Here is a 23001-nt window from a genome sequence, read left to right as displayed (position 1 = left end):
TCCCTTAGCCTTGTGCCTGCGCATTCACCTCGGCGAATACACTGTCCAGATTGCGTTTTTCGGCTTGCAAGTAATACAGTTTGTCACCCGCGGCATGCACGGCGGCAGCCACATCCGGCGCGGTATTAGCATCGGCTTCTAAGATGTAATTGACCGGTGCATCAGCGGATTGCTTTCCAGACTCTTTAGCTTCACTAGTGGTTTGTGCACTGCCGGCACCTTCAGCAAGATCACTATCAGCACGTTTTACGCCTGCTACACCTGATACTTTTTTCAGGTAATCCGAGGCTTTATCGTTATCCACGGCCAGCAATAAATGATGTCCGGTTTGCAACTCATCCAACCGCGAATCTACTGCTAGCTTCCCCGAGCGCATAATCAACACCCGCTCACACACCGCCTGTACTTCCTGCAAAATATGCGTGGAAATAATGACGGTAGCGCTTTGTGACAGCTCCGCGATAAGTTCGCGCATCTGGTGAATTTGGGTCGGGTCTAAACCATTGGTTGGCTCATCAAGAATAATAATGTCGGGGTCATGCAGTATGGCTTGTGCCACGCCAACCCGCTGGCGTAAACCGCGTGACAGGGTTTGAATGCTGTCGGTAGCTTTGTGCTGAAGTGCGGTACGGCGAATGGCTTTGGCGACTGCGGCGGATTGATTCGCTTTACTGACACCGTGTAAACTGGCCTGATACTCCAGATAGTCGATAACCGTCATCTCGGGCCATACCGGGCAGTTTTCCGGTAAGTAGCCGATGCGTTTTTGAATCGCTTGGGTGTGTTTTCCGACTTCCAGATCATCGACACGAATGCTGCCGGATGTGGGCTCTAAAAAGCCGGTTATCATTTTCATAATGGTGGTTTTACCTGCGCCATTATGGCCGAGTAGTCCTACCACCTCGCCGGGTTGAATCTCAAATGAGACATCATCAACGGCTTTGAAGTCGCCGTAGTGGCGACACAGTTGACTGACCTGAATCATTGACGTTCCTCAGATTTCTAATTGTTTGTTTTATTAGCTGATTTGCGGGTATGTCTGCTATTATGCAGCGCAAACCGGAAATATTTTATGAATTAGAAATGGAATTTCAAGGGGCTGAATAAGTCAGAAAATTACCATTTTTTAAGGTTTTATGTGGCATCACCCGTCGCGAGTTTTGCAGCTTGACTGACCCAGTTCTCACGAGCCATGCGGCCTTGTAAATTGAGTTGTTCATCCAGCTTCTGCGCTTGATCCGGCGAGAGGGCTGCCAGCTGTGCAAAGCTGGTAATGCCTGCGGCAATGAGTTTCTTTTGAATAACCGGGCCTATACCTTTTACCTGACTCAAGTCATCCGGTTTTGCCTTTGCAGTGCTTTTCTTCGTGCTTGCTGGCTTTTTAGTGACAGGCTTTTTGGCGGTTGTCTTCGGCGTTGTCTTTGGGGTAGTTTTTGCTGCCTTTTTTGGTGGTGCTGTATCCGTGGTTGAGGAGGGCGCTTTAGTGGTTTTTGCTTTTGAAAGCGGTTTTGCTTTCGCTTTGGACTTTGGCATTTTTTTCACACTTGCGGGTGTCGATATTTTCTTGGTTTTCGAGCCAGTGCCTGTACTACTTTTTTTAGAAGCTGCTTTGTCTTGCTTTGCTAATTCCGCTTCCAGCTCTTTTATCCGTGTCTTAAGTGTTTCATTCTCAAGAGTCAAAGCTTCCACCTGATTTACCAACTCTTCCTGAGCCTTTTTGGTCGGAATCCCAAATGAGTGCAATTGTGACTCCACCAAAGAATCAACCACATCTTTCCATGCAGTGAAATTATCAGCGAACTGATCCCGACCTTTACCCATTCCGAAAACTTGCTTCATCATGTCATCGGCTTGCTTAGGCATTTGTGGGCTGATTAATGACCAGAGGCGCTCAAGTCCTTCCGTCATATTTGGTGTTTCCGGAGGCGCAGAGCCTGAAATTTTGGCGTGTAACTCTGCCATATTTTTCCAGTATTGCTCCTGAGCTTGTTTAAGATTTTTGCTTATTTCTTCAGACCAATCATTGAAATTCATAGCTTGCCTCGACAAAGTATTGTTTTAAAAACAATACCATGCAGCCTTGGGTGCCGCAAATGATGTATCGAAGCTGTTATTTCCCGGCATGAGGTGCAATTTGGAGTACATGGTGTTGTACCAGAAGAGGGCTGATTTTAGCGCCCGGTCATATAGTCCTCCAGATCTGCATAAACCCTACTTGGGCTGATCGGAAATCCTTTATAAACCTTCTCTTTATGGCCTGTTGGGTTTATTAAAAAGACCGTGTTTAGGTGAGCATTTGGGTCGCTTTCAATGGTTTTCCCAGCGTTAAACGTCTGGAGTAAGCGATCTAGCGATCTACGGTTGGTAATGCCAAGACGCCAGTTATCAGCATCTATGCCGTAGCGCGTAGCGAAGCTTTTCAAAAGCGCAGGGGTATCTGTTTCGGGGGCAACGGAGATTGATAAGAACACAATGCCTTTATCTTTGCTGTTTAATTCATGATCCAGAAACACGCGACGTAAACCAACGGTTTGCACCGGACTACAGCCGTTAAACATAAAGCTCAGCACCACCGTCTTACCCAGAAATGACTTCAGGTTTAGTGTTTGATTATCGTGATCGGTTAGCTTGATTTCACCAATTTCTGCTTCCTTAAATGATGGTTGAATGGGTGCATCAATGTCATCCGTTTGCAGATTAGCCACCCATGCAAACAAGGCTCCACATACAAAGGCAATCAGTACAACTGTGATCAAAGTCTTCATTAGCGCTGGTATTCTGTCATTAGGAAATCATACCTCCTAAAGTAGGGTGCCGAGGACGATCTGCCTATACTTAGTGGTATAAGCAACCACTAGTAGGTTACCAGTGGTCGCATTAGTGCTTAGCTGATGTGTACGCGAGTCTGTTAGACGGATGCTTAGTGGCTCTTTGTAGCCCAGTAGCAGGTGATTGCTATCAATACTTCATATCTTTCTTATCATAAACCAGACCTTTTTTAGCGGATTGCTCGCTAATGGCATCGAAGATCTGAGCATCCAATGAGTCCTTCTCCATGCCTGACTCTGCAACTTTTTGTTTGAGGAAAGCATCTCGTTTAGCTGCCAATTGTTTGATCGACACCTGAAGCTCCCGTCGCTTAGCCGCCTTCTGTTTGATATAACCCAGCTGCGCCGATGGCTTCATGGCTTTCATTTCTTCCGGTAATTGTTCGGTCGCAATCGCTGATAGCTCGACATCACCACGCACGACTTCCTCCACTAACTCCTTCTCACCCAGAAAATTGCTTTTACCACTGGCGGAGGTATTAAACGCGGCACGGCGTGCCTGAGATTGTTTGCTGGATTCACGGTGCAGTTTGCTACTGGCCGCGATCTTTGCTTCCTGCTTGCGTTTTTCTTGTACGGTGCCGTAATAAACGCGGGTTTTGTCGAGGTCTTTGGAGAGTTGGGCTAGCTCATCATCATACGGCGTCGCGATGGCAATGGCATTACCCGACTGGCCGACCTGAAAGTAATCTCCCTGGCCAAGCTTGGCGATTCGCTGCCAGTTGCGGGTGGTTTGGCGGTGATGACCACTTTGAATCGCATTAATAATGATGCCTTTGTCTTGCGCAATGCGAATGGTTTCGGGGTATTGAACCTCATCCTGATAATCCATATGCGCTGGTGCATCGCCGACTAAAAATACTACCTTATAAGTCGATTGATCCTGATTCCATGACATTTTGTGAACAGCATCATACAAGGCTTGATTGACACTTTCGGGGGTGTCACCACCACCTTGCGCCTGAAAATCCATCAATGTGGAATACATGGAATCCAGATCTTCCGATAAATCGATTGTCTTAGTGACATAAGCATCGCCACGGTCGCGATAGCCCACCAGACCCATCTTGATTTCCGGTGCAGTTTGCGCCTGAGCCATTGTACTAGCGATTGACCAGATTTTTTCTTTAGCCGCTTTAATCAAACCGCTCATGCTGCCGGTGGTGTCCAGTACAAACACGACTTCAATTTTTGGTTGTTGGTTAGCGATCCTGTTAATCCGGGACATATCTGTCGTATTGCTAAGCAGCGGATCAGTGCTGATTGTTGTCGTGGTTGTCGATTTAATCACAGTTTCTGCTAATGTAGTTTGCGTGAGCAAAGAACTCGTTGAACTAAGGATGGCGGCGATACTAAGGGCTAATAGTTGCTTGTTCATAATGGCTTCCTGTTTTGCATGATCTAAGTCATTTCGTTTTGAAGGCTTAGCGTTACAGCGTGTGGTTCAGTGCTGTGCAGTGTTGAGCTGCGCAAGGCTAAGCAGTGATAATGAAGCCAGTGTAGGCAGACACCGATTGTTGGAATAGACACATCTATGTAAAACATTGGGCAGCGTGTTTTACAAAAAAGTTACAATACTGATGAGCCGCCTTGTTAGGCTATGATAAGAAAATGAATAGGTGAATGACATGTCTCAAACCCACAAAATTCTGATTGTCGAAGATGAGCCAGCCATCCGTATGGGCTTGATTGATGTGTTTGTTTATCACGGTTATGAAGTTGATTTTGCTGACAATGGCAATGACGGTTTGGCGAAAGGCTTGAGTGGTGAGTTTGATTTAATTCTGCTGGATGTCATGTTGCCGGGGATGGATGGCTTTGAGATTTGTAACCGGATTCGTGAACAAAGTCGTGATCAGGCGATTATTATGCTGACCGCCAAAAGTAACGATGAGGATATCATTCAGGGCTTATCACTCGGTGCTGATGATTATGTGTCGAAGCCGTTTTCAGTGGCTCAGTTAGTGTTGCGGGTGCAGGCAGTATTGCGTCGGGTGGTTGGCAGTAACGAAGCCGTGACATGCATTGAGTTATCTGAGGATACTATGATTGATTGCCAGAACTTATCGGGAAAGGCGGGTGATAAAGTCTTGTCATTTACGCGACGTGAAATTGATTTACTACAGTATTTACAGGCGAATTCAGAGCGTCCGGTATCGCGTGATGAGCTGCTGCATAAGGTTTGGGGTTATGCGGATGACCTGGAGTTAGAAACCCGCACGGTCGATATTCATATCGCCAAATTACGCCGCAAAATAGAGGCTGATTCTGCTTCGCCAGTATTCCTGACCACGGTACGTGGCGCGGGTTATAAGCTTGAAATACAGCCGCCTTCACCCCTTAAATAATGATAAAAAATAGCTTAAAAACACTGGATAAACAAAAGCTGCGCCGTTGGTTGGGCGTATTCTTTATCACTTTGTTTATTCCTGGTGCTTTGCTGGTTCAGCAGTCTTACACACGCTTAAAGTGGGAGACGTTTCACCAGCATCAACGCATGGCTGAGGAGTTATCGGAGCGGATTGATTCCAGCTTGGGTGACTTATTAGAAAAGGAAAATCAGCGCCCTTTTACCGATTATGCCTTTTTAAACATTGCCGGTGATGCCAGCGCGGGCTTTTTACAGCGCTCACCCTTATCAAATTTTCCTCCGGAGTCAGAGATTCCCGGTTTGTTGGGTTACTTTCAGGTGGATGCCAGTGGTGTGTTAAATACGCCGCTGGTGCCGGATGACCAATCTTTATCACAGTCAGAAAGCTACGGCATTAATGCCAAAGAGCTGGATCAGCGCTTGAGCCTGCAAAATCAAATACAGGGTATTTTGGCTGCCCAAAATAATCGTATCCGAGCACCAGATGTAGCGTTAAATGATATGGAAGTGCTGGCGGAGGCTGTTGAAGAGCGCTTAGTGAGTGACGCTCTGGAATCAGCACCTGTGGCACAGTCGGCGGCTAGAAAAAAGGTGAGTCTGGGCAAGGTTGAAGATTTACAACTCCAGCAGACCTATCAAAAAAAAGAGTCTATTGTCGCCAAGCTCAAGTCCACAGAGCCTGAGCTTGTGAGTAGACAAAGTAAAGTTCAGATAAGTAAAAGTGCGCCTGCTCCGCGTTTTGAACAGAATGTCTTACCTGAGGCTAGTCGGGACTTTTATTCCTCATCACTGCAAAATGATTCTGCGGCGGATGCACCCGTTGAGCGTGACAAGCTGCGTGTGAAAACCTTTGAAAGTGAGATTGATCCGTTTGAGCTGCAGCTACTGGAAAGCGGGCACTTCATGTTGTTTCGCAAAGTCTGGCTCAACGAGCAGCGTTATATTCAGGGCATGTTGATCAAACAAAATGAATTTCTCGATGCCTCGGTGAAACAAGCTTTTAGTAGCACCGGCTTGTCTGATATGAGTAATTTGCTGGTTGCCTATAAGTCCGATGTATTAGCAGCATTCTCCGGTCGCTCCAACTCCGGCTATCTGACGGATCGCCGTGAGTTAATGGGTGAGCAGTTGTATCAGATGCGTTTGTCAGATCCTTTAAGCGACCTACAATTGATCTACAGTATTATCCAGCTTCCTATGGGGGCAGGTGGCCAAGTCATTGTGTGGTTGGGAATCGTGCTGGCGTCAGTCTTGCTCGGAGGCGTTTACCTAATGTATCGGCTGGGTGTACGGCAAATTGATCTGGTGAATCAGCAGCAGAACTTTGTATCGGCCGTCAGTCATGAATTGAAAACACCACTGACATCGATTCGTATGTATGGAGAAATGCTGCGCGAAGGCTGGGCGAGTGAGGATAAAAAGCGTAGCTATTACGACTTTATTTTTGATGAAAGTGAGCGCTTATCCCGCCTGATAAATAATGTGCTGCAATTGGCAAGAATGACGAGAAACGAGCAACAGGCTGAACTATCCGAGTGTGAAGTGGCCAGCTTGCTCCGCGACATTCAGTCCAAAATTACGGTGCAGCTGGAGCGGGCTGATTACACGCTGGATCTGTTTTGTGATGAGTCGACCAAAGCCGCGACAATTGAGGTAGATACTGACTGGCTAACTCAGATCATGATTAATTTGGTGGATAATGCCATCAAGTTTTCTGCTGACTCTGAGATGAAAAAAGTAGAGTTGAGCTGTCAGGGTATGGCGAATCATCAAGTGAGTTTCACGATTCGTGACTTTGGTCCGGGGATTGATAAGGCGCAGTTGAAACAGATCTTTAAGCTGTTTTACCGCACAGAGAATGAGCTGACCCGCGAAACTACCGGTACTGGTATCGGTCTGTCATTGGTGCAACAAATGGTGACTAGTATGGGGGGAACCGTAGCGGTAGAGAACCGTAAACCCGGTGCGGCATTCAGCGTGACTTTTCCAATAAAAACACTTTAGCAGTAACCTTTATTCAGACGGTTGCCCTCATCGCCAAAACTCCGTTATATTGATCCTTTTTCAGGAGCTTCTCCCTCATGCATACACGTAAAATTGGCTCGCTTGAAGTCTCGGCAATAGGCTTAGGCTGTATGAATATGTCGATGGGCTATGGACCTGCTGATGACGTGGTTTCAACTAAGTTACTCAACCAAGCGATTGATGCCGGATATCGTTTCTTAGACACTGCCACTATGTATGGCGGTGGGCACAATGAGGCTTTGATTGGTGAAGCACTTAAGCGTCGTCGGCACGAGTTTGTACTGGCTAGTAAATGTGCGTTGTATAAGGATGAAAACGGCGTTGGTAAAATCGACGGGCGTCCTGAAACGCTGAGAAAGCAATGTGAAGCTAGTCTTAAGCGTCTGCAAACGGATGTGATCGACTTGTATTACCTGCATCGTTTGGATAAAAATGTGCCGATTGAGGAAAGTGCAGGGACGTTGGGCGATTTGGTCAAAGAGGGTAAGTTAAGAGAAATCGGCCTTTCTGAAATCTCCAGTGATACCTTGCGCCGTGCTCATGCAGAATATCCGGTGGCTGCTGTTCAGTCAGAATATTCTTTATGGTCACGCACACCCGAGTTCGGCATGTTGGAAACCTGTGAAGAGCTTGGTGTGACCTTTGTACCCTTTTCACCACTGGCCAGACAGTTTTTGACGGGTAAGTCCCAGGATGTATCACAACTGAGCGATGCTGATTTGCGCTGTACTATTGCCAGACCGCGATTTGAGCCGGAGGCATTCGCCAAGAATAATCAATTACTCGTGCCTTACTGTGAAATTGCTGAGCGTGTGGGGTGTAGCATGGCGCAACTAGCGCTGGCTTGGCTGCTAAATCAAAAGAATAGTGCCGGACAGCAAACCATGGTGCCGATTCCCGGAACCAAGCATATTGAATACATGCAGGAAAATGCACAGGCTCATGAGATCACGCTTGATGATGAAACGATGGCCGAGCTTGATGAGTTGATTAATGAAAGTACTGTGACCGGGCGACGATATACTGACGAGTTAATGGCGGGCGCTGACTCTGAAAAAGACCGGGTTCAATGATTGGTTCTTCTGGATCAGTCGGATGAAGAGCGTTGAGCTTGGATAATTAGCCGTGCCTTGGTAATGCGGAGAAGCAATAATGAATAATCTGAGTGATGTGATAAATCTATCCTCAAACCCTATTTCTGATCGTGATTTTCAGGCTCGTTGCAAAGCGGAATTTGACCAGCATGGGGCTTTAGTACTTCACAATTTTTTCTCTGAAGCAGCAATCCAGCAGGTTAAAACAGAGGGTGAGGCTAAGCAGGATCAGGCTTGGTTTTGTCAGCAAAAACATAATGTATTTTTGACTCCGCCGGATTCGGATTATCCACTGACTCATCCCCGTAACCGCGAAGTAGATTCCAGCAAAGGCTGCATCACTGATGATCAGCTCTCAGCGGATTCACCACTTAGAACCTTATATGATTCTGAGGTGTTTAAAGCATTTCTGTGCTTTGTATTGGGTGAAGACGCGCTTTACCAATATGCCGATGATTTGTCATCGATTAACGTTCATTTTGCCGGGGAAGGGCAGGAGTTAGGTTGGCATTTTGATAACTCTTCATTCGCGATTACCTTGTTGATTCAGAAGCCTGAGGGCGGTGGTGCTTTTGAATATGTCAAAAACGTGCGGGATGCTGATCGTGGTGAGATGAATTTTGAAGCTGTCGATGCGGTATTGAAAGGTGAGACTGAGGTTTCCTCGCTTGAAATCAATGAAGGTTCTCTGGCGCTGTTTCGTGGACGAAATTCCATGCATCGGGTCACACCAACCGAGGGAGGTAAAACCCGTATGTTGGTGGTGTTGGCATACAATGGTCAGCCGGGCATCACGTTATCGGAGTCTGCCCGAATGACCTTTTATGGTCGCCTGGCGTAAATTTAGAGCGGTCATCCCTAACCACACAGGTTTGTATACAGTCAGTTATCTGCGCTTGTTACAGGCCTGTTTCAGCACGGTAACTGTCAGCTACTTTTTTGTATTGCTCATCGGTGAGTGTGTCATGTAACATTCTTGCACAGAGGCTACGCATTTCAATCAGTCGCGTATTCATTTCTTGCAGCTCTTTTTTCAGGCGGTCTCTGACCATACGCTCATCGCGATTTAATAAAGCATCCCTGAGCTTCGCACGGACTTCCAGTGTTTGTGCTTCCAGTTCTTTGCGTTTAATTGGGGCTTCGGCTAGCCAGTTATCGATCACCTGATTCTGTGCATCATCTAATTTTAGTTCGGTGCGTAATTTCTTGAGGTGTGGCATTAGTTCTATGACTGGCGCGGACAGTTCACGATTATCAGCAAAGCTTGCGACCGGGAATGCAAAGCTCGCAGCGAGTAATGATGTAGTGATTAATTGAGTCAATTTCATGGTGTATTCTCCGGGTGATTAATGCTGTAAGAATACTTTTAGTGCAGTTGATCTTGCATTGATAAAACGCAATTTTTTGGCTGAGTAAGTCCCTGAATATACGAATATATCTCTTAATTTCCAGAGTAATTCTGTAGGGCTATTTGAGACACTCAATCTGACTTGATAAATTTGAGTTCATTGCAGCCATATTATTTAATGAGAGAGAGGCTATTTTGCCGAGAGAAATTACGATTGAAGTTATCCAGTCATTCAACCAAACGCTGGACAACCACCCCATCTACCAAGCGGTTGCCACCATCGAAGACTTACAATGCTTCATGCAGCATCATGTCTATTCGGTATGGGACTTTATGTCACTGATTAAGTATCTGCAGTCAGTAGTCGCTCCGACTCAATACCCCTGGACTCCTCTGGGAGACGCTAGTGTCAGGCGTTTTATCAATGAGTTAGTACTTGAGGAAGAATCGGACGAAACCCATATTACGGGTGAGTTTTCCAGCCACTTCGAGCTATATCAACTCGCTATGAAAGAGGTCGGTGCGAATACCACAGGTATTGAAACGTTTATCCAAACATTGCTGGATGGTGGTATTCAGGGTGCTTTGGAGATGCCTGAGGTGCCGCTGCCATCGCGACGATTTACACAAACAACATTCGGATTTATCGAAAAAAACAGACCTCATGAGGTAGCGGCTGCTTTAGCGCTGGGGCGTGAACATATCATTCCCATGATGTTTCGTTCTATTTTGAGGCGTATCGGTGTGACTGATCAGCAAGCACCTATTTTTCATTTCTATCTCAATAGGCATATTCATTTAGATCAGGATTTTCATGCACCCTTATCGTTACGCCTGTTAAACGGTTTGTGTGCTGGTGACCCCGTTAAGATTGAAGAGGCCATCGAAGCCGCACGAGTTGCGGTCAATGCCAGAGTGGAATTCTGGGATGGTGTGCTGGGGGCGATTGAAACTAAACGCTAAGCGTAACTGGAGGAGTCAAAGATGCGTAAACAAATAGTAGGCTGTTTACTGAGTGTATCGATATTGATGGGTCATGAGGTGTTAGCCTCAGATTTGGAAAAAGAGAAGCGTTGGGCTGACCAAGTCGTCGATGCGTTAATGGATGGCGAAGAACATTACCTGAATGATGGTAAAAGTGATTTTTTATCGCTGGTGACTGAGAATGCTGAAGGTGATACGCCTTACGGTGCTGTTGTCATGCATGGCTCGGGTGTGCATCCTAATTGGTCGACAATTGTTCAGCCTCTAAGGGTGGGCCTGACTGAACAGGGATGGCATACTATTTCGATTCAGATGCCGGTGTTGGCAAACGATGCAACGCACGATGAATATACCGAGGTGTTTCCGGAAGTACCTGCGCGTATTGATGCCGCTATTAAATACCTCAAAGAAGAAATGGATGTTAAACGGGTTGTTTTAATTGCGCACAGTCTGGGTTCATCTATGACCGCTTATCATCTGAGTCTGAATAAACCTGAGGTTGACGGTTTTGTTGCTATTGGTATGGGGGGTGGCGGATCTGCGCCAGAGCGTAATACTCTGGAACACCTTAAGAAGATTGATATGCCTATGTTGGATCTGTTTGGTTCTGACGATCTGGAGAGCGTGACGAAATCTTCATTGGCACGCAAGGAATCTCAATCGCATAATGCAGCGTATGAACAAGTAGTAGAAGAGGGTGCGGATCACTTCTTTGATGGAGAAGAAGACGCACTGTTGAACCATGTTACAAACTGGTTGACCAAACAAAAGACATCTTGGCAATGATTAACGGGGCTTATCGCTAATAATCCAAAATCTTGCCTGACTAATGATTAAAACACCAAAGGGAGAGATTATGAGGTTGGTAGTAAGCTTGTTGGCAATGGGACTGCTGAGTAGTGGTGTGTATGCTGAGGATTCCAAGACTGATAAAGGTGCCTTAAAAGTCGATGATGCCGTCGCGCAGATTGAAGCTGCGATGAAGGCATCTAAGGCTGCTGCTGAGGACAAAGTTAAAGCAGCTGAGGAAAAAGTTAACGTCGCTGAAGCTGAGGAGAAGAAGCCAGTAGCAGACCAGCCTGAAGCCGATGATGATAAATCCACTGATTCTGCAGTCAAAAATGATGAACCAGAAACCGCTGGTAAAGATAAATCAGCAGAAAAGATGGACACATCAGATACAAGTCAGACTACTCAAGCCGACACCTCCAGCGACAAAATGACTAAACCAGAAGCGGCCGTTGAGGTGAAGAAAGAAGTCACTGAAGCCAGTTCAGCTGAGGAAAAAGTTGAGGACAGTGCAGAAAAAACCGCTGAGACCAGTTCTGTTAAGGCTAACGTTGAAGAGAGCACCGATAAAGCCGCTGAGGTTGCAACGGAAGAGAAAGTAGAACAAGCCGATAAAGCTGAAGCCAAAACTGAGGCTGCATCAGAAGACTCAGAATCAGCCAGTACCGAGACCACAGCCCAAAACAACACCGAGGCAGAAACGACCAGCGATGGCGTCACCATTATCGAAGCAACCACTATTGCGCTTCGTGGCAAACCTCACTATGCACCAGACTTCACCAACTTTGACTATGTGAATGCGGACGCACCTCTGGGTGGTACCATCAACGATTGGGCGATGGGAACCTTTGATAACTTCAATCCTTACTCGCAACGAGGCGATGCAGCAAAAGGCTCGGGCAATCTGAATGATGACATCATGGCAAGTTCCGATGATGACCTAAGTGCCTATTACCCACTAATCGCAGAGAAAATCAGTTACCACAGCGATTTCTCAGCTATCACTTTCCACATCGACAAGCGTGCTGTGTTCCATGATGGCGAGCGGATTAAACCCAGTGATATTAAGTTCTCCTTTGAAAAACTCACCGAAGAAGGCCTGCCCGGTCTAAAAGCGTATTATAGTTTTGTTGAAAAAATCGAATTACTTGATGATTATCGGGTCAAATTTCACCTCAAGACCAAAGACAAGTCGCGCATGATGGCCTTGTGTTCATTCACCGTTTTCCCTGAGCATTTTTGGAAAGATCATAAATTGAATGAACCACTAAAAGTGCCACCTGTTGGTAGTAGTGCCTATAAAATCTCAGATTATAAGTTCGGTAAATACGTCAAATATGAGCGCCTTGAAGATTACTGGGCAAAAGACCTGCCAGCGATGAAAGGTCTGCTCAACGAAGCCGAAATCAAGTACGACTATTACCGCGATGAAACGGTTGCCTTTGAAGCGTTCAAAGCAGGGCATATTGATAAATGGAATGAGAACACGGCAAAGCGTTGGGCGACGGGGTATGACTTCCCTGCGGTTAAAGATGGACGCGTGATCAAATCTGACATCAAGCACAACATACCACTGCGTGCACAAGGTTTTGTCTTTAACCTCAAAAAGCCACAGTTTACTGATTTGCGCGTACGAAAGGCGATGACTTACCTGATGGACTTTGAGTGGATGAATAAAAATCTGTTCTACAGTCAATATCAGCGTGTCACCAGTTTCTTTATGAACACGGAATACTATGCCGAGGGCTTACCATCTGAAGAAGAGCTGAAAATTTTAGAGCCAATCAAAGATCAGATTCCTGCCAGTGTGTTTACTGATGTGTTTGAGTTGCCTAAAACGAATGGTTCTGGAAATATTCGTAGTAACTTGCGGCAGGCACTTCGCTTGTTTAAGCAAGCAGGTTGGTCGGTCAAGAACCAGAAGCTAATCAATGACAACACTGGAAAACAGTTTGAGTTTGAATTGTTACTGGTCAGTCCAAGTATGGAAAAAGTGGCGTTGCCATTCCGTAGTAATCTGGAGCGAGCAGGAATCAAAATGAATATCCGCACGGTAGATAGCAGTCAGTATATGAATCGCCGTACTGAGCATGATTACGACATGATTATTGGTGGCTATGGGCCGTTTCCATACCCAAGCCCACGCATGGATCAGCAGTTCCATTCTGACAGTGTAAAATCTAGCTATAACCCCGCCAATTTAACGGACAAAGCCGTGGATTACCTGATGGAAGAGATGCTGAAGGTTCAAGAAGATGAAGACAAGCTGATTCCTTTAGGGCAGGCGATTGATCGTGTTCTGATGCACAGTTACATCATGATTCCACAGTGGAACATCAGTAAGTTCCGTGTCGCCAACTGGGATAAATTTGGCAAGCCTGAAACGACACCCCGTTATGCCTTGGGTGATGGCGCATGGTGGATTGATCAGGAAAAAGCGGCAGCACTTGAAGCGAAATAACGTTCATAAGGAGCGGGTATGACAGCTTATATTCTACGACGGTTGTTGCTGATGATCCCCACATTGTGGGCGATCATCACGCTTAACTTTTTCATTATCCAGATTGCACCGGGTGGCCCTGTTGAGCAGCAGATGGCGATTATGCAGGGCATTGATGATTCGGTGCTGGATCGTGTGAGTGGTGCTAATCAAAACGATTTGCAGGACAGTTCTGTCAAAAGTGATGACGCCACTACTGACTATCTGGGGGCGCGAGGTCTTGACCCTGCAATAGTCGCTGAGATAGAGAAACGCTTCGGCTTTGACAAGCCATTGATGGAGCGTTACTGGATGATGTTGAAGTCATACCTGACCTTTGACTTTGGTGATAGCTTCTTCAAGGGCGCCTCAGTCATGGAGTTGGTGGTGGAACGAATGCCGGTGTCTATTTCGCTGGGATTGTGGAGTACGCTGATTATTTACATGATCAGCATTCCACTTGGTATTTACAAGGCACGTCATCACGGCGCACGCTTTGATACCGGAACCACCACATTATTGATTACGCTAAGTGCTATTCCCGGATTTCTGTTTGCCGTTTTATTGGTGATTATTTTTGCCGGTGGCAACTATCTGGATTGGTTCCCGTTGAGAGGGCTGGTGTCTGATAATTGGGATGAGCTGGATTGGTTCCACAAGATTACTGACTACCTCTGGCACATGGTTTTACCAACAATTGCGCTCACTATCGGTGGCTTCCTAGGGCTTACCCTGCTGACTAAAAACTCCTTTCTGGATGAAATTAGTAAGCAATATGTGATGACGGCACGTGCGAAAGGAAATACCGAGCGTCAGGTGATGTATCGCCATGTGTTCCGCAATGCCATGCTGATCATAATTGCCGGATTCCCCGCGGCCTTTATCGGTATTTTATTTGCAGGGTCTTTATTAATTGAAGTGATTTTCTCACTGGAAGGTCTGGGTTTATTAGGTTTTGAAGCGGTCATTCAGCGGGATTACCCGATTATGTTTGCGACGCTTTACGTGTTCACTTTTATCGGGTTAATCATGGGGCTGATTGGTGATTTGATGTATACCGTGGTTGATCCACGAATAGACTTTGAGGCACGTGGATGACGTTATCGACTATCAACCAGCGTCGTTTTGAGCGCTTCAAATCGAACCGGAAAGCCGTTTGGTCATTTTGGATATTTACGTTCCTATTCATTATCAGCTTGTTTGCTGAGTTCGTGGCAAACGACAAGCCACTGGTGGTCTCATACGACAGCGAATTGTATTTCCCTGTTTTCAAATCTTACCCGGAAACCACATTTGGTGGTGAGTTTGAAACGGAAACAGAATACACCGACCCCTTTGTGCAAGATTTGATTAATGAGAAAGGCTGGATTCTGTTTCCATTAGTTGGTTATGACCACCAGACTGTGATTAACGATTTACCAGGACCGGCTCCTTCTGGCCCTACAAAGGAAAATTGGTTTGGTACGGATGAGCAGGGGCGTGACCTGTTTGCGCGGATTTTATATGGCTTCCGGTTGTCCGTGTTATTTGGTTTCAGTCTGACCATTGCATCAGCCATTATTGGTGTCGCTGCCGGTGCAGTACAAGGTTATTATGGCGGTTGGTTAGACCTCACCTTTCAGCGCTTTATGGAGGTGTGGGGGAGTATGCCGCAGCTGTATATTCTGATCATTCTCTCCAGTGTGGTGCAGCCCAGTTTTTGGATATTGCTGGTGTTTATGTTGCTGTTTAGTTGGATGGGTTTTGTGGGGGTGGTGCGAGCAGAGTTTTTTCGTGCGCGTAATTTTGATTATGTGAAAGCAGCCAAAGTAATGGGCATGAGTGACCGGCGCATTATGTTTAAGCACATACTACCTAATGCGATGGTGGCGACGATGACTTTTATGCCACTGGTGTTAAGTGGATCTATTACGGCATTGACCGGACTAGATTTCCTTGGGTTTGGTTTGCCACCAGGTTCTGCGAGCTTAGGTGAGGTGTTAGCGCAAGGTAAAAATAACCTGCAAGCCCCTTGGTTAGGTCTGTCGGCCTTTGCCGCTGTCGGTATCATGACGGTGCTACTGGTGTTTATCGGGGAAGGTATTCGTGATGCATTTGATCCAAGGAAGACGTATTGATGACGGTAAATGAGATGACATCTGCACCGCAAGCACAATCAAAAGCGCCTCTTGACTCAGGCACCAGCAACAACGAACAAGGCGTGTCGGCTGAGCAAACGACACAAATCGAGAAGTTGGTTGAGATCGACAAGCTCACCGTACAATTCAAAATGGGCGATGAGGTTAATGAGGTCGTCAAAGGCGTTAGTCTGGACGTGCATCGCGGTGAAACGCTTGCGATTGTAGGTGAGAGTGGCTCTGGTAAAACCGTCACAGCCATGTCGATTTTAAAGCTATTGCCATCACCGCCGGCACAATGGCCGTCTGGTGAAATCCGCTATCAGGGAGAAAATGTTTTAGCGCTGAGTGAGAGCAAATTACGAGCGATGCGCGGCTATAAAGTGGGTGTGATATTTCAGGAACCCATGATGTCACTCAACCCGCTGCATACCGTGGGCAAGCAAATCGCTGAAGTATTGAAAATCCACAAAGGCTTGTCGATGATCAAAGCCGAGCCATTGATTTTGAAGTGGCTTGAGCGTGTTGGTATTGAGAGTCCGAAGGAGAAAATAAACAGTTATCCGCATCAGCTTTCAGGTGGTCAGCAACAACGTGTCATGATTGCCATGGCGCTGGTGAATGAGCCGGAGCTATTGATTGCGGACGAGCCCACCACCGCTTTGGATGTGACGATACAAGCGCAGATTCTTGATCTGATTAATGATCTTAAGCAAGAACTGGGTATGTCGGTGCTGTTCATAACGCATGATCTGGCCATCGTTAAACGATTTTCAGATCGTGTGGTTGTAATGAAAAGCGGTGAGGTGATGGAGCAAGGGGATACTGAAGCAATTTTTGCAGCCCCGAAACATCCTTACACTCAGGAGTTGCTGCAGACTTTACATGTGCGACGTGAAGATACGATTCCTGATAATGCGCCAGAGTTAATGCAGGTTAATGACCTCAAGGTGTGGTTCCCTATTCAGAAAGGGCTGTTTAGAAGAACGGTGGGACATGTCAAAGCGGTTGATGGGATCTCATTTAGCTTAAAGCAGGGCGAGTCTCTGGGCATTGTTGGCGAAAGTGGTTCCGGAAAGACAACTCTAGCGCATGCCTTACTCAAGTTAGTCAAAAGTGAAGGCGACTATCGTTTTGAAGGCAACGCTATGGCCGGGCTTGATAATAATGCGATGCGCCCTTATCGACAGTCTATGCAGTTGATCTTTCAAGATCCATACGGAAGTCTGAGTCCACGGATGTCAATTGAGGAAATCATTGGTGAAGGACTCGATATTCATAATATCGGAACGGCTGAGTCACGTGCGGCTAAAGTCATTGAAACCATGGAGCTGGTAGAGCTTGATCCGGCTTGGAAGAATCGCTATCCCAATGAATTTTCTGGTGGCCAACGGCAGCGTATAGCGATTGCTCGCGCCTTGATTATGGAGCCTAAGCTGGTGATTTTGGATGAGCCGACCTCTGCACTGGATCGCACCATACAATTACAGGTTGTGGATTTATTATTGAAGCTGCAGCGGCAAAAGGGGCTGACTTATATTTTCATTACTCATGATCTGATGATTGTGCAAGCGATGTGCCACAATATTTTGGTGATGCGCAAAGGGAAGGTTGTCGAGCAGGGGAGTACGCAGGTGATTTTTGATACTCCGAAAGAAGACTATACCAAAGAGTTGTTGAGTGCTGCGAAGTTATAAAAAATCCACCCTGATTAAACTGGGGTGGATTTCGTATGGCAAACGCTGGGCTACAGTTTCTGAATGTAGGCAAATGAAATCTCATCAACCAATATTGAGCTAACTAGCGACTATCAGCCATTATCCTATCAAGTGCTTCCTGAGCGATCCCAGGATTATCAATATCATGCTGTTGCAGCATCTCACACTCATCCTTGATCATTTCTGCGATGGTGACGGGGTAATAGCGACAATCATCCGGACGGTCAAAGTAGATATCGCAGGTATAAACATGACTATCCGGCTGTTTAGTAAGCCATGGACATAATTCGATAGGTTCACGGGTTTTTGGGTCTGTCCAGATTTTGCCATTGTTGACATACTCGGCAATTTCGGGCCTGAAAACTTCCCAGTATTCAATCTCGTCTTGTGACGCTGAGAGCTGGCCGTTGCTGTATTTGATACAACACTTTCCACATGAATTACATTCTTTGATGTGACACTCCGAGCGACAAGTTTAGATCGTTAACTGACGTCAAATTATAACGCTTTGCGTGGGTTAGACAAAGTCACTATCGGTGGTGAAGCGTACTACACAGTCAATGCGCTATTCGGGAGTATCAGGCGGGTGTGGCATCCTTAGCTTTGGACTTACAGGGTAGTGTCTCTCTGACAGAGGAGCCATCATCGGCAGATACAACGCGATTGCGCCCAAACTGTTTTCCTTCGTATAACGCCTTATCAGCGAGTTGAATGGTTTGTTGAAAGTCAGACTCACAGGTATATGAGGCAACACCCAGAGTTAGTGTGATCTTATGATCAATCCCATCATGAGAAAATACGCCATTAGCTACTTTCTCTCTCAGTCCCTCAGCAACCATCATTCCTTGTTTGTGATTAGTCTTGGGAAGCAGGACCAAAAACTCTTCACCACCCCAACGGGCAACCAGATCGGTATCACGAAGGCTGTTTTTCAATAGTCGGCTGACTTGTACCAACACGGCATCGCCATGGTCATGACCATGAGTGTCATTGACTTGTTTGAAGTAATCTAAATCTACCATGATGATGGTAGTGGTATCAGGTGTTTCAGCGTCTGTCTGCGTATCGTTTTGCCGAATTTGTTGAAACAGTGAGCGGCGGTTGATCAGTCCAGTTAAAAAGTCAAGATGAGCCATCTTCTCAGCCTCTTCCTTACGCTTTAGCAACGAAATACCACGGGTATAGGCTAAGTGCCCCATGTAATGAGTGACAATGATCAGATAAAAGAATGGTCCCAATAATTCAACTGGCTGTGTTTCATGAACGATAGTTTGATTTAAGAATAGTCCTACCAATAGTGCAGATACAAAGGCCAGTGCCAAACCTTTGACCACTTGTTGCATGCCGCGCAGCGCGTAATTCGCAGCGGAGTTTGCAATCAGATAAGGTAACACGATGGCCGGAGTAAAGTGGATCAATGCTGAGATAGCACCAATGAGCGCCATGTCGACCTGCATGTGTCTGATTTCTGTCTCGCGTAGTTCATTGCGGAGGTAACTTAAGTACGCAAGGTGCGGATAAACGACGCAAGTAATCAGCCCAAGAATACTCCAGGTATCCATGGGAGATTCCGTTTTAGAGTGTGACAATAGAATACTGATGCCAAACAGAATAAAGCCAAATACTCTAAGGGGGTATATTGATCGACCAATTCGTTCAATACTGTGGGTGGGAGTATTGCTCATAGATAGTTTATTTTAATGTATTAAATTTAATCAATTGTAGCATATGCTGAGTTCTTTTTAAGATCTATATCAACAGTTCAATGATAAATCATACCTATAAATGTCGCCTGAAAATACGATGGACGATACTCCGACATAAGGCGATATTTGTTATGTATCAGACAAATTTTTGTTGTTAAGATCAGTGGCTAAATAACCAATCCGGAAATGTTATGAAATTCCAAGGCACGAATGAATATATTGCCACCGATGATTTACAAATTGCGGTTAACGCAGCGATTTCTCTACAGCGCCCACTACTTATCAAAGGTGAGCCTGGCACCGGAAAAACAATGTTGGCTGAGCAGGTAGCTGGCTCTCTGGGAAAGCGTCTCGTGCAATGGCACATTAAATCCACAACAAAGGCGCAGCAAGGCTTGTATGAGTACGATGCAGTGTCTCGCTTACGTGATTCACAGTTGAATACCGGTGATGTGGATGTCAGTAATATCAGTAACTACATTCGACAGGGAAAGCTATGGGAAGCCTTCGCCTCTGACGAGCAAGTGGTGTTATTAATTGATGAAATTGACAAAGCGGATATTGAATTCCCCAATGACCTACTACAAGAGTTGGATAAGATGGAGTTCTTTGTTTATGAAACTGGTGAGACCATAAAGGCCAAACATCGTCCGATTATTATCATCACCAGTAATAATGAAAAAGAGCTGCCGGATGCCTTTTTGCGTCGTTGTTTCTTCCATTTCATTAACTTCCCGGATCGTGACACGATGCGCGATATTATTTCGGTGCATTACCCGGAGATTCAGAAAAAACTGGTTAACCAAGCACTGGAGATATTCTTCGAGTTACGCACGGTGCCGGGGCTAAAAAAGCGCCCCTCAACCAGTGAGTTAATCGACTGGTTAAAGCTGTTAATGTCAGATGATATTCCGGAAGATGTACTGAGCAACCGCGATCAAAGCAAAGCGATTCCTCCGCTATATGGCGCGCTGTTAAAGAATGAGCAAGATGTGTCGCTGTTGGAGCGTTTGGCCTTTATGCATCGACGTGAAACACGTTAAGTCATGCTGACGAATCTGTTTTATACACTTAAAGCTCATGGTGTGCCGGTCTCGATACGTGAACATCTGGATTTACTGGCAGCACTGGATGCGAATTTAGTGCTGGCTGATACAGAGGAATTTTATTACCTCGCCCGAATCCTGCTGGTCAAAGATGAAAAGCATTTTGATAAGTATGATAAAGGCTTTCAGGCGTTTATGAGCGGCTTGGAATCACTGGAAGGTCTGGTTGAGGCTTTGATTCCGGATGATTGGTTGCGCAATGAATTCATTAAACAACTGAGCGACGAAGATAAGGCAAAAGTCAAAAGTCTGGGTGGTTTGGATGAGCTGATAAAGCAATTTAAAGAACGTCTGGAAGAACAAAAAGAACGTCATGAAGGCGGTAATAAATGGATTGGAACCGGGGGGACTTCCCCATTTGGGCATGGTGGTTACAATCCGGCGGGGATTCGTATCGGTGGTCCGGGTGGCAACCGAAGTGCCGTGAAGGTCTGGGAGAAACGTGAGTTTAAAAACCTGGACGATTCCAGTGATTTGAGCCCACGCAATATGAAAGTGTCGTTACGACGCTTGCGCAAATTTGCCCGTGAAGGGGCAGCGGATAAGCTAGATCTCGATGACACCATTCGCAGCACTGCTAATAATGCAGGGTTGCTGGATATTAAAATGGTACCGGAAAGGCATAATGCCGTTAAAGTTCTACTGTTTTTTGATGTCGGTGGTTCGATGGATGAATACGTACAGCTTTGTGAAACCTTATTCTCTGCAGCACGAACTGAATTCAAGCACATGGAGTATTATTACTTCCACAATTTCATCTATGAGTCCGTGTGGAAAGACAACCGGCGTCGGCATAATGAGCGCATTCCTGTATTGGATATTCTCAACCGTTACAGCAAAGACTACAAAGTGATTTTCATTGGTGATGCATCGATGTCGCCTTGGGAAATTAGTTATGCCGGCGGCAGTATCGAGCATAATAATTCAGAGTCCGGCCAAGCGTGGATGCAGCGCTTAATGGGTAGCTTTGATAAAACGGTCTGGATTAATCCGACCCGGTTTGAATATTGGGACTTCACACAATCGATTGGCATTATTCGTCGTATGATGGAAGACCGGATGTACCCCTTAACCGCCAAGGGGCTAGAAGAGGCGATGACGGAGTTGAGTCGTTAGTATGGTTTGAGTTCAGAGCACATTACGAGCGAACCAATTCCCGACTTTATGACTGCATACACAAGAATTTCCCCGTTTACATTGTGAGCATATCTGCTAGTTACAACCGAACAACCGGAGAACACCGCTCAATCGTGAACTATCGTTAATGAGTATGATATTCATAGCGCATGGATGGGTTAAGCCTAGCTTGACCTGATGATCTGACTGATCAATTGCAAAGGGATTGCTATGCACATGAAGCGACTGTTTACTGTGGTTTTGACGCTATTGGCGTTGTTTTATTCATCAATCGCTTCCGCTCAGGTTTACCGGTGGGTAGATGCTAAAGGCGAAACGCATTTTAGTGATCAGCCACCCAAGTCTGCACGTCATAAAGCTAAGCCTGCTGCGAAAAAAGCGAAGACCACTAAACGCAAGGTGCTTAAAAAGCAAAGACCAGTTAGTAGGCCTGTTAAACGCAAGGTGTCGTCCACTAAAAGAAAACTACGAAAATCAAAGAGCGCAGTACAAAAGACCAAGCCACGCAAAAAACGTGTGACACGCCCCAAGCAACAATTACGTATGGCGAAGATCGTTCGGGGAAGCAAGACCCGACAAATTACCCGGTCAGCACCTAAGAGAAAAGTAACGCCTAAGCGTAGGACTGAGAGAGCTGCGCCTAAAACTAAGTCAGTCGCTGCAACTGCGGTCACCGCGCAATCCGCACATCTGCTTCTCAGCAGTTTGGATGCTACGTTTTATGATCTGGAAAGGATTCAGGAGCAAACACACGCGACTAAACCACCCAAAAGCAAAGCGATTACCAATTTCAAAAAATCTTTGTGTCGGGATAATCGCAGACACCTGGCCGTGTTGCAGGAAAAAGGTTTTCAGTATTATTACGATGAAAAAGGCGAGCTTCGCGTTGCCTGGGGTGTTGAGGGTTTCTATCGGCAGAAAAAACGTTATTTAAGTGCGTCCGAAGTGGCAAGAAAGACAAAAGAAGTTGCCTTTGAAGTGGAACGTTATTGTGACGATTCACTGGATGGCGATGCTCAAGTTAAGGCGCGCCAGAACTGGATTCGTTCGGAATATTGCGATGTGAGTAAGGTTATCTTAGCTGATTTGGAGCATCCATTTATGAGAACGTCTGAGGCCGATATTAAAAAGCAGGAAGAGGAGGTTGAGCGCTATTGTTTTGACTACCCTAACAATAAATATCGTGATGACGAGCGTTATTATCCCCTTTCATTAAATGTTGAACGGTTACAGCAAGAGCACTTTCTGTATCGCTGAGTTAGCTGGTTTTACTTAGTAACTATTAAATCGTGCAATGCG

Annotated in this window: 20 protein-coding genes; 13 read left to right on the top strand and 7 right to left on the bottom strand. The window is 46.0% G+C overall.

Going from position 1 to position 23001, the window contains the following annotated elements:
• Positions 1–4 precede the first annotated feature (4 nt).
• The 4 genes from DKW60_RS08370 to DKW60_RS08355 form a co-directional block, all read right to left on the bottom strand.
• Entirely contained in the window at positions 5–985 is a 981-nt protein-coding gene (locus tag DKW60_RS08370; RefSeq protein ID WP_109837202.1) for an ABC transporter ATP-binding protein, read from the bottom strand.
• A gap of 149 nt (positions 986–1134) precedes the next feature.
• Positions 1135–2034, bottom strand: a complete 900-nt coding sequence (locus DKW60_RS08365) for a helix-hairpin-helix domain-containing protein (RefSeq protein WP_109837201.1) — start codon at positions 2032–2034, stop codon at positions 1135–1137.
• Positions 2035–2171: 137 nt separating this feature from the next.
• Positions 2172–2765 (bottom strand): SCO family protein, encoded by a 594-nt coding sequence (locus DKW60_RS08360; RefSeq protein ID WP_109837200.1) that lies wholly within the window; start codon positions 2763–2765, stop codon positions 2172–2174.
• 193 nt (positions 2766–2958) lie between these two features.
• Positions 2959–4206: a vWA domain-containing protein gene (locus DKW60_RS08355; RefSeq protein WP_109837199.1), complete on the bottom strand. Its 1248-nt coding sequence runs from the start codon at positions 4204–4206 to the stop codon at positions 2959–2961.
• Between the two features lie 250 nt (positions 4207–4456).
• On the opposite strand from DKW60_RS08355, the gene DKW60_RS08350 reads away from it, so the two are divergent.
• The 4 genes from DKW60_RS08350 to DKW60_RS08335 all read left to right on the top strand — a co-directional run bounded on the left by DKW60_RS08350 (position 4457) and on the right by DKW60_RS08335 (position 9159).
• Positions 4457–5176 (top strand): response regulator transcription factor, encoded by a 720-nt coding sequence (locus tag DKW60_RS08350; RefSeq protein ID WP_109837198.1) that lies wholly within the window; start codon positions 4457–4459, stop codon positions 5174–5176.
• Positions 5176–7203 (top strand): sensor histidine kinase, encoded by a 2028-nt coding sequence (locus DKW60_RS08345; RefSeq protein WP_109837197.1) that lies wholly within the window; start codon positions 5176–5178, stop codon positions 7201–7203. Before DKW60_RS08350 ends, DKW60_RS08345 begins: the two co-directional genes overlap by 1 nt.
• A 77-nt stretch (positions 7204–7280) precedes the next feature.
• The gene (locus DKW60_RS08340; RefSeq protein ID WP_109837196.1) at positions 7281–8297 is read left to right on the top strand and encodes an aldo/keto reductase; all 1017 of its coding nucleotides are present in this window, start codon (positions 7281–7283) and stop codon (positions 8295–8297) included.
• A gap of 79 nt (positions 8298–8376) precedes the next feature.
• A complete protein-coding gene (locus DKW60_RS08335; protein ID WP_109837195.1) occupies positions 8377–9159 on the top strand; it encodes a 2OG-Fe(II) oxygenase family protein in 783 nt (260 codons plus the stop codon).
• A gap of 58 nt (positions 9160–9217) precedes the next feature.
• On the opposite strand, the gene DKW60_RS08330 is transcribed toward DKW60_RS08335, so the two are convergent.
• Entirely contained in the window at positions 9218–9646 is a 429-nt protein-coding gene (locus tag DKW60_RS08330; protein WP_109837194.1) for a hypothetical protein, read from the bottom strand.
• A gap of 215 nt (positions 9647–9861) precedes the next feature.
• Between DKW60_RS08330 and DKW60_RS08325 the strand changes: the two genes are divergently transcribed.
• The 6 genes from DKW60_RS08325 to DKW60_RS08300 all read left to right on the top strand — a co-directional run bounded on the left by DKW60_RS08325 (position 9862) and on the right by DKW60_RS08300 (position 17732).
• Positions 9862–10629, top strand: coding sequence for a DUF3050 domain-containing protein (locus DKW60_RS08325; RefSeq protein WP_109837193.1), 768 nt, complete (start codon positions 9862–9864; stop codon positions 10627–10629).
• A 21-nt stretch (positions 10630–10650) separates the two neighbouring features.
• Complete coding sequence (locus tag DKW60_RS08320; protein WP_109837192.1) at positions 10651–11436, top strand: DUF3530 family protein; 786 nt, start codon at positions 10651–10653, stop codon at positions 11434–11436.
• 70 nt (positions 11437–11506) lie between these two features.
• Positions 11507–13900: an extracellular solute-binding protein gene (locus DKW60_RS08315; protein WP_219988675.1), complete on the top strand. Its 2394-nt coding sequence runs from the start codon at positions 11507–11509 to the stop codon at positions 13898–13900.
• 18 nt (positions 13901–13918) lie between these two features.
• The gene (locus DKW60_RS08310; RefSeq protein WP_109837191.1) at positions 13919–15016 is read left to right on the top strand and encodes a microcin C ABC transporter permease YejB; all 1098 of its coding nucleotides are present in this window, start codon (positions 13919–13921) and stop codon (positions 15014–15016) included.
• On the top strand, positions 15013–16035 hold the full coding sequence (locus DKW60_RS08305) for an ABC transporter permease (protein WP_109837190.1): 1023 nt from the start codon (positions 15013–15015) through the stop codon (positions 16033–16035). Before DKW60_RS08310 ends, DKW60_RS08305 begins: the two co-directional genes overlap by 4 nt.
• Positions 16035–17732, top strand: coding sequence for an ABC transporter ATP-binding protein (locus tag DKW60_RS08300; protein ID WP_245929638.1), 1698 nt, complete (start codon positions 16035–16037; stop codon positions 17730–17732). Before DKW60_RS08305 ends, DKW60_RS08300 begins: the two co-directional genes overlap by 1 nt.
• 103 nt (positions 17733–17835) lie before the next feature.
• Here DKW60_RS08300 and DKW60_RS24650 read toward each other — a convergent pair whose 3' ends face one another.
• Positions 17836–18207 carry a YkgJ family cysteine cluster protein gene (locus tag DKW60_RS24650; protein ID WP_109837189.1) on the bottom strand — a complete coding sequence of 124 codons (372 nt, stop codon included), beginning with the start codon at positions 18205–18207 and terminating at the stop codon, positions 17836–17838.
• A 124-nt stretch (positions 18208–18331) separates the two neighbouring features.
• On the bottom strand, positions 18332–19438 hold the full coding sequence (locus tag DKW60_RS08290; protein WP_109837188.1) for a sensor domain-containing diguanylate cyclase: 1107 nt from the start codon (positions 19436–19438) through the stop codon (positions 18332–18334).
• Positions 19439–19650: 212 nt separating this feature from the next.
• On the opposite strand from DKW60_RS08290, the gene DKW60_RS08285 reads away from it, so the two are divergent.
• The 3 genes from DKW60_RS08285 to DKW60_RS08275 all read left to right on the top strand — a co-directional run bounded on the left by DKW60_RS08285 (position 19651) and on the right by DKW60_RS08275 (position 22959).
• Positions 19651–20502 (top strand): AAA family ATPase, encoded by an 852-nt coding sequence (locus tag DKW60_RS08285; protein WP_109837187.1) that lies wholly within the window; start codon positions 19651–19653, stop codon positions 20500–20502.
• Positions 20503–20505: 3 nt separating this feature from the next.
• Positions 20506–21681 carry a vWA domain-containing protein gene (locus DKW60_RS08280; protein ID WP_109837186.1) on the top strand — a complete coding sequence of 392 codons (1176 nt, stop codon included), beginning with the start codon at positions 20506–20508 and terminating at the stop codon, positions 21679–21681.
• 237 nt (positions 21682–21918) lie between these two features.
• Complete coding sequence (locus tag DKW60_RS08275; protein ID WP_109837223.1) at positions 21919–22959, top strand: DUF4124 domain-containing protein; 1041 nt, start codon at positions 21919–21921, stop codon at positions 22957–22959.
• Positions 22960–23001: the final 42 nt, after the last annotated feature.

Source organism: Leucothrix pacifica (assembly GCF_003172875.1).
GTDB lineage: Bacteria > Pseudomonadota > Gammaproteobacteria > Thiotrichales > Thiotrichaceae > Leucothrix > Leucothrix pacifica.
The sequence above is the reverse complement of the archived record's forward strand: the minus strand, read 5'-3'. Positions and strand labels throughout refer to the sequence as shown.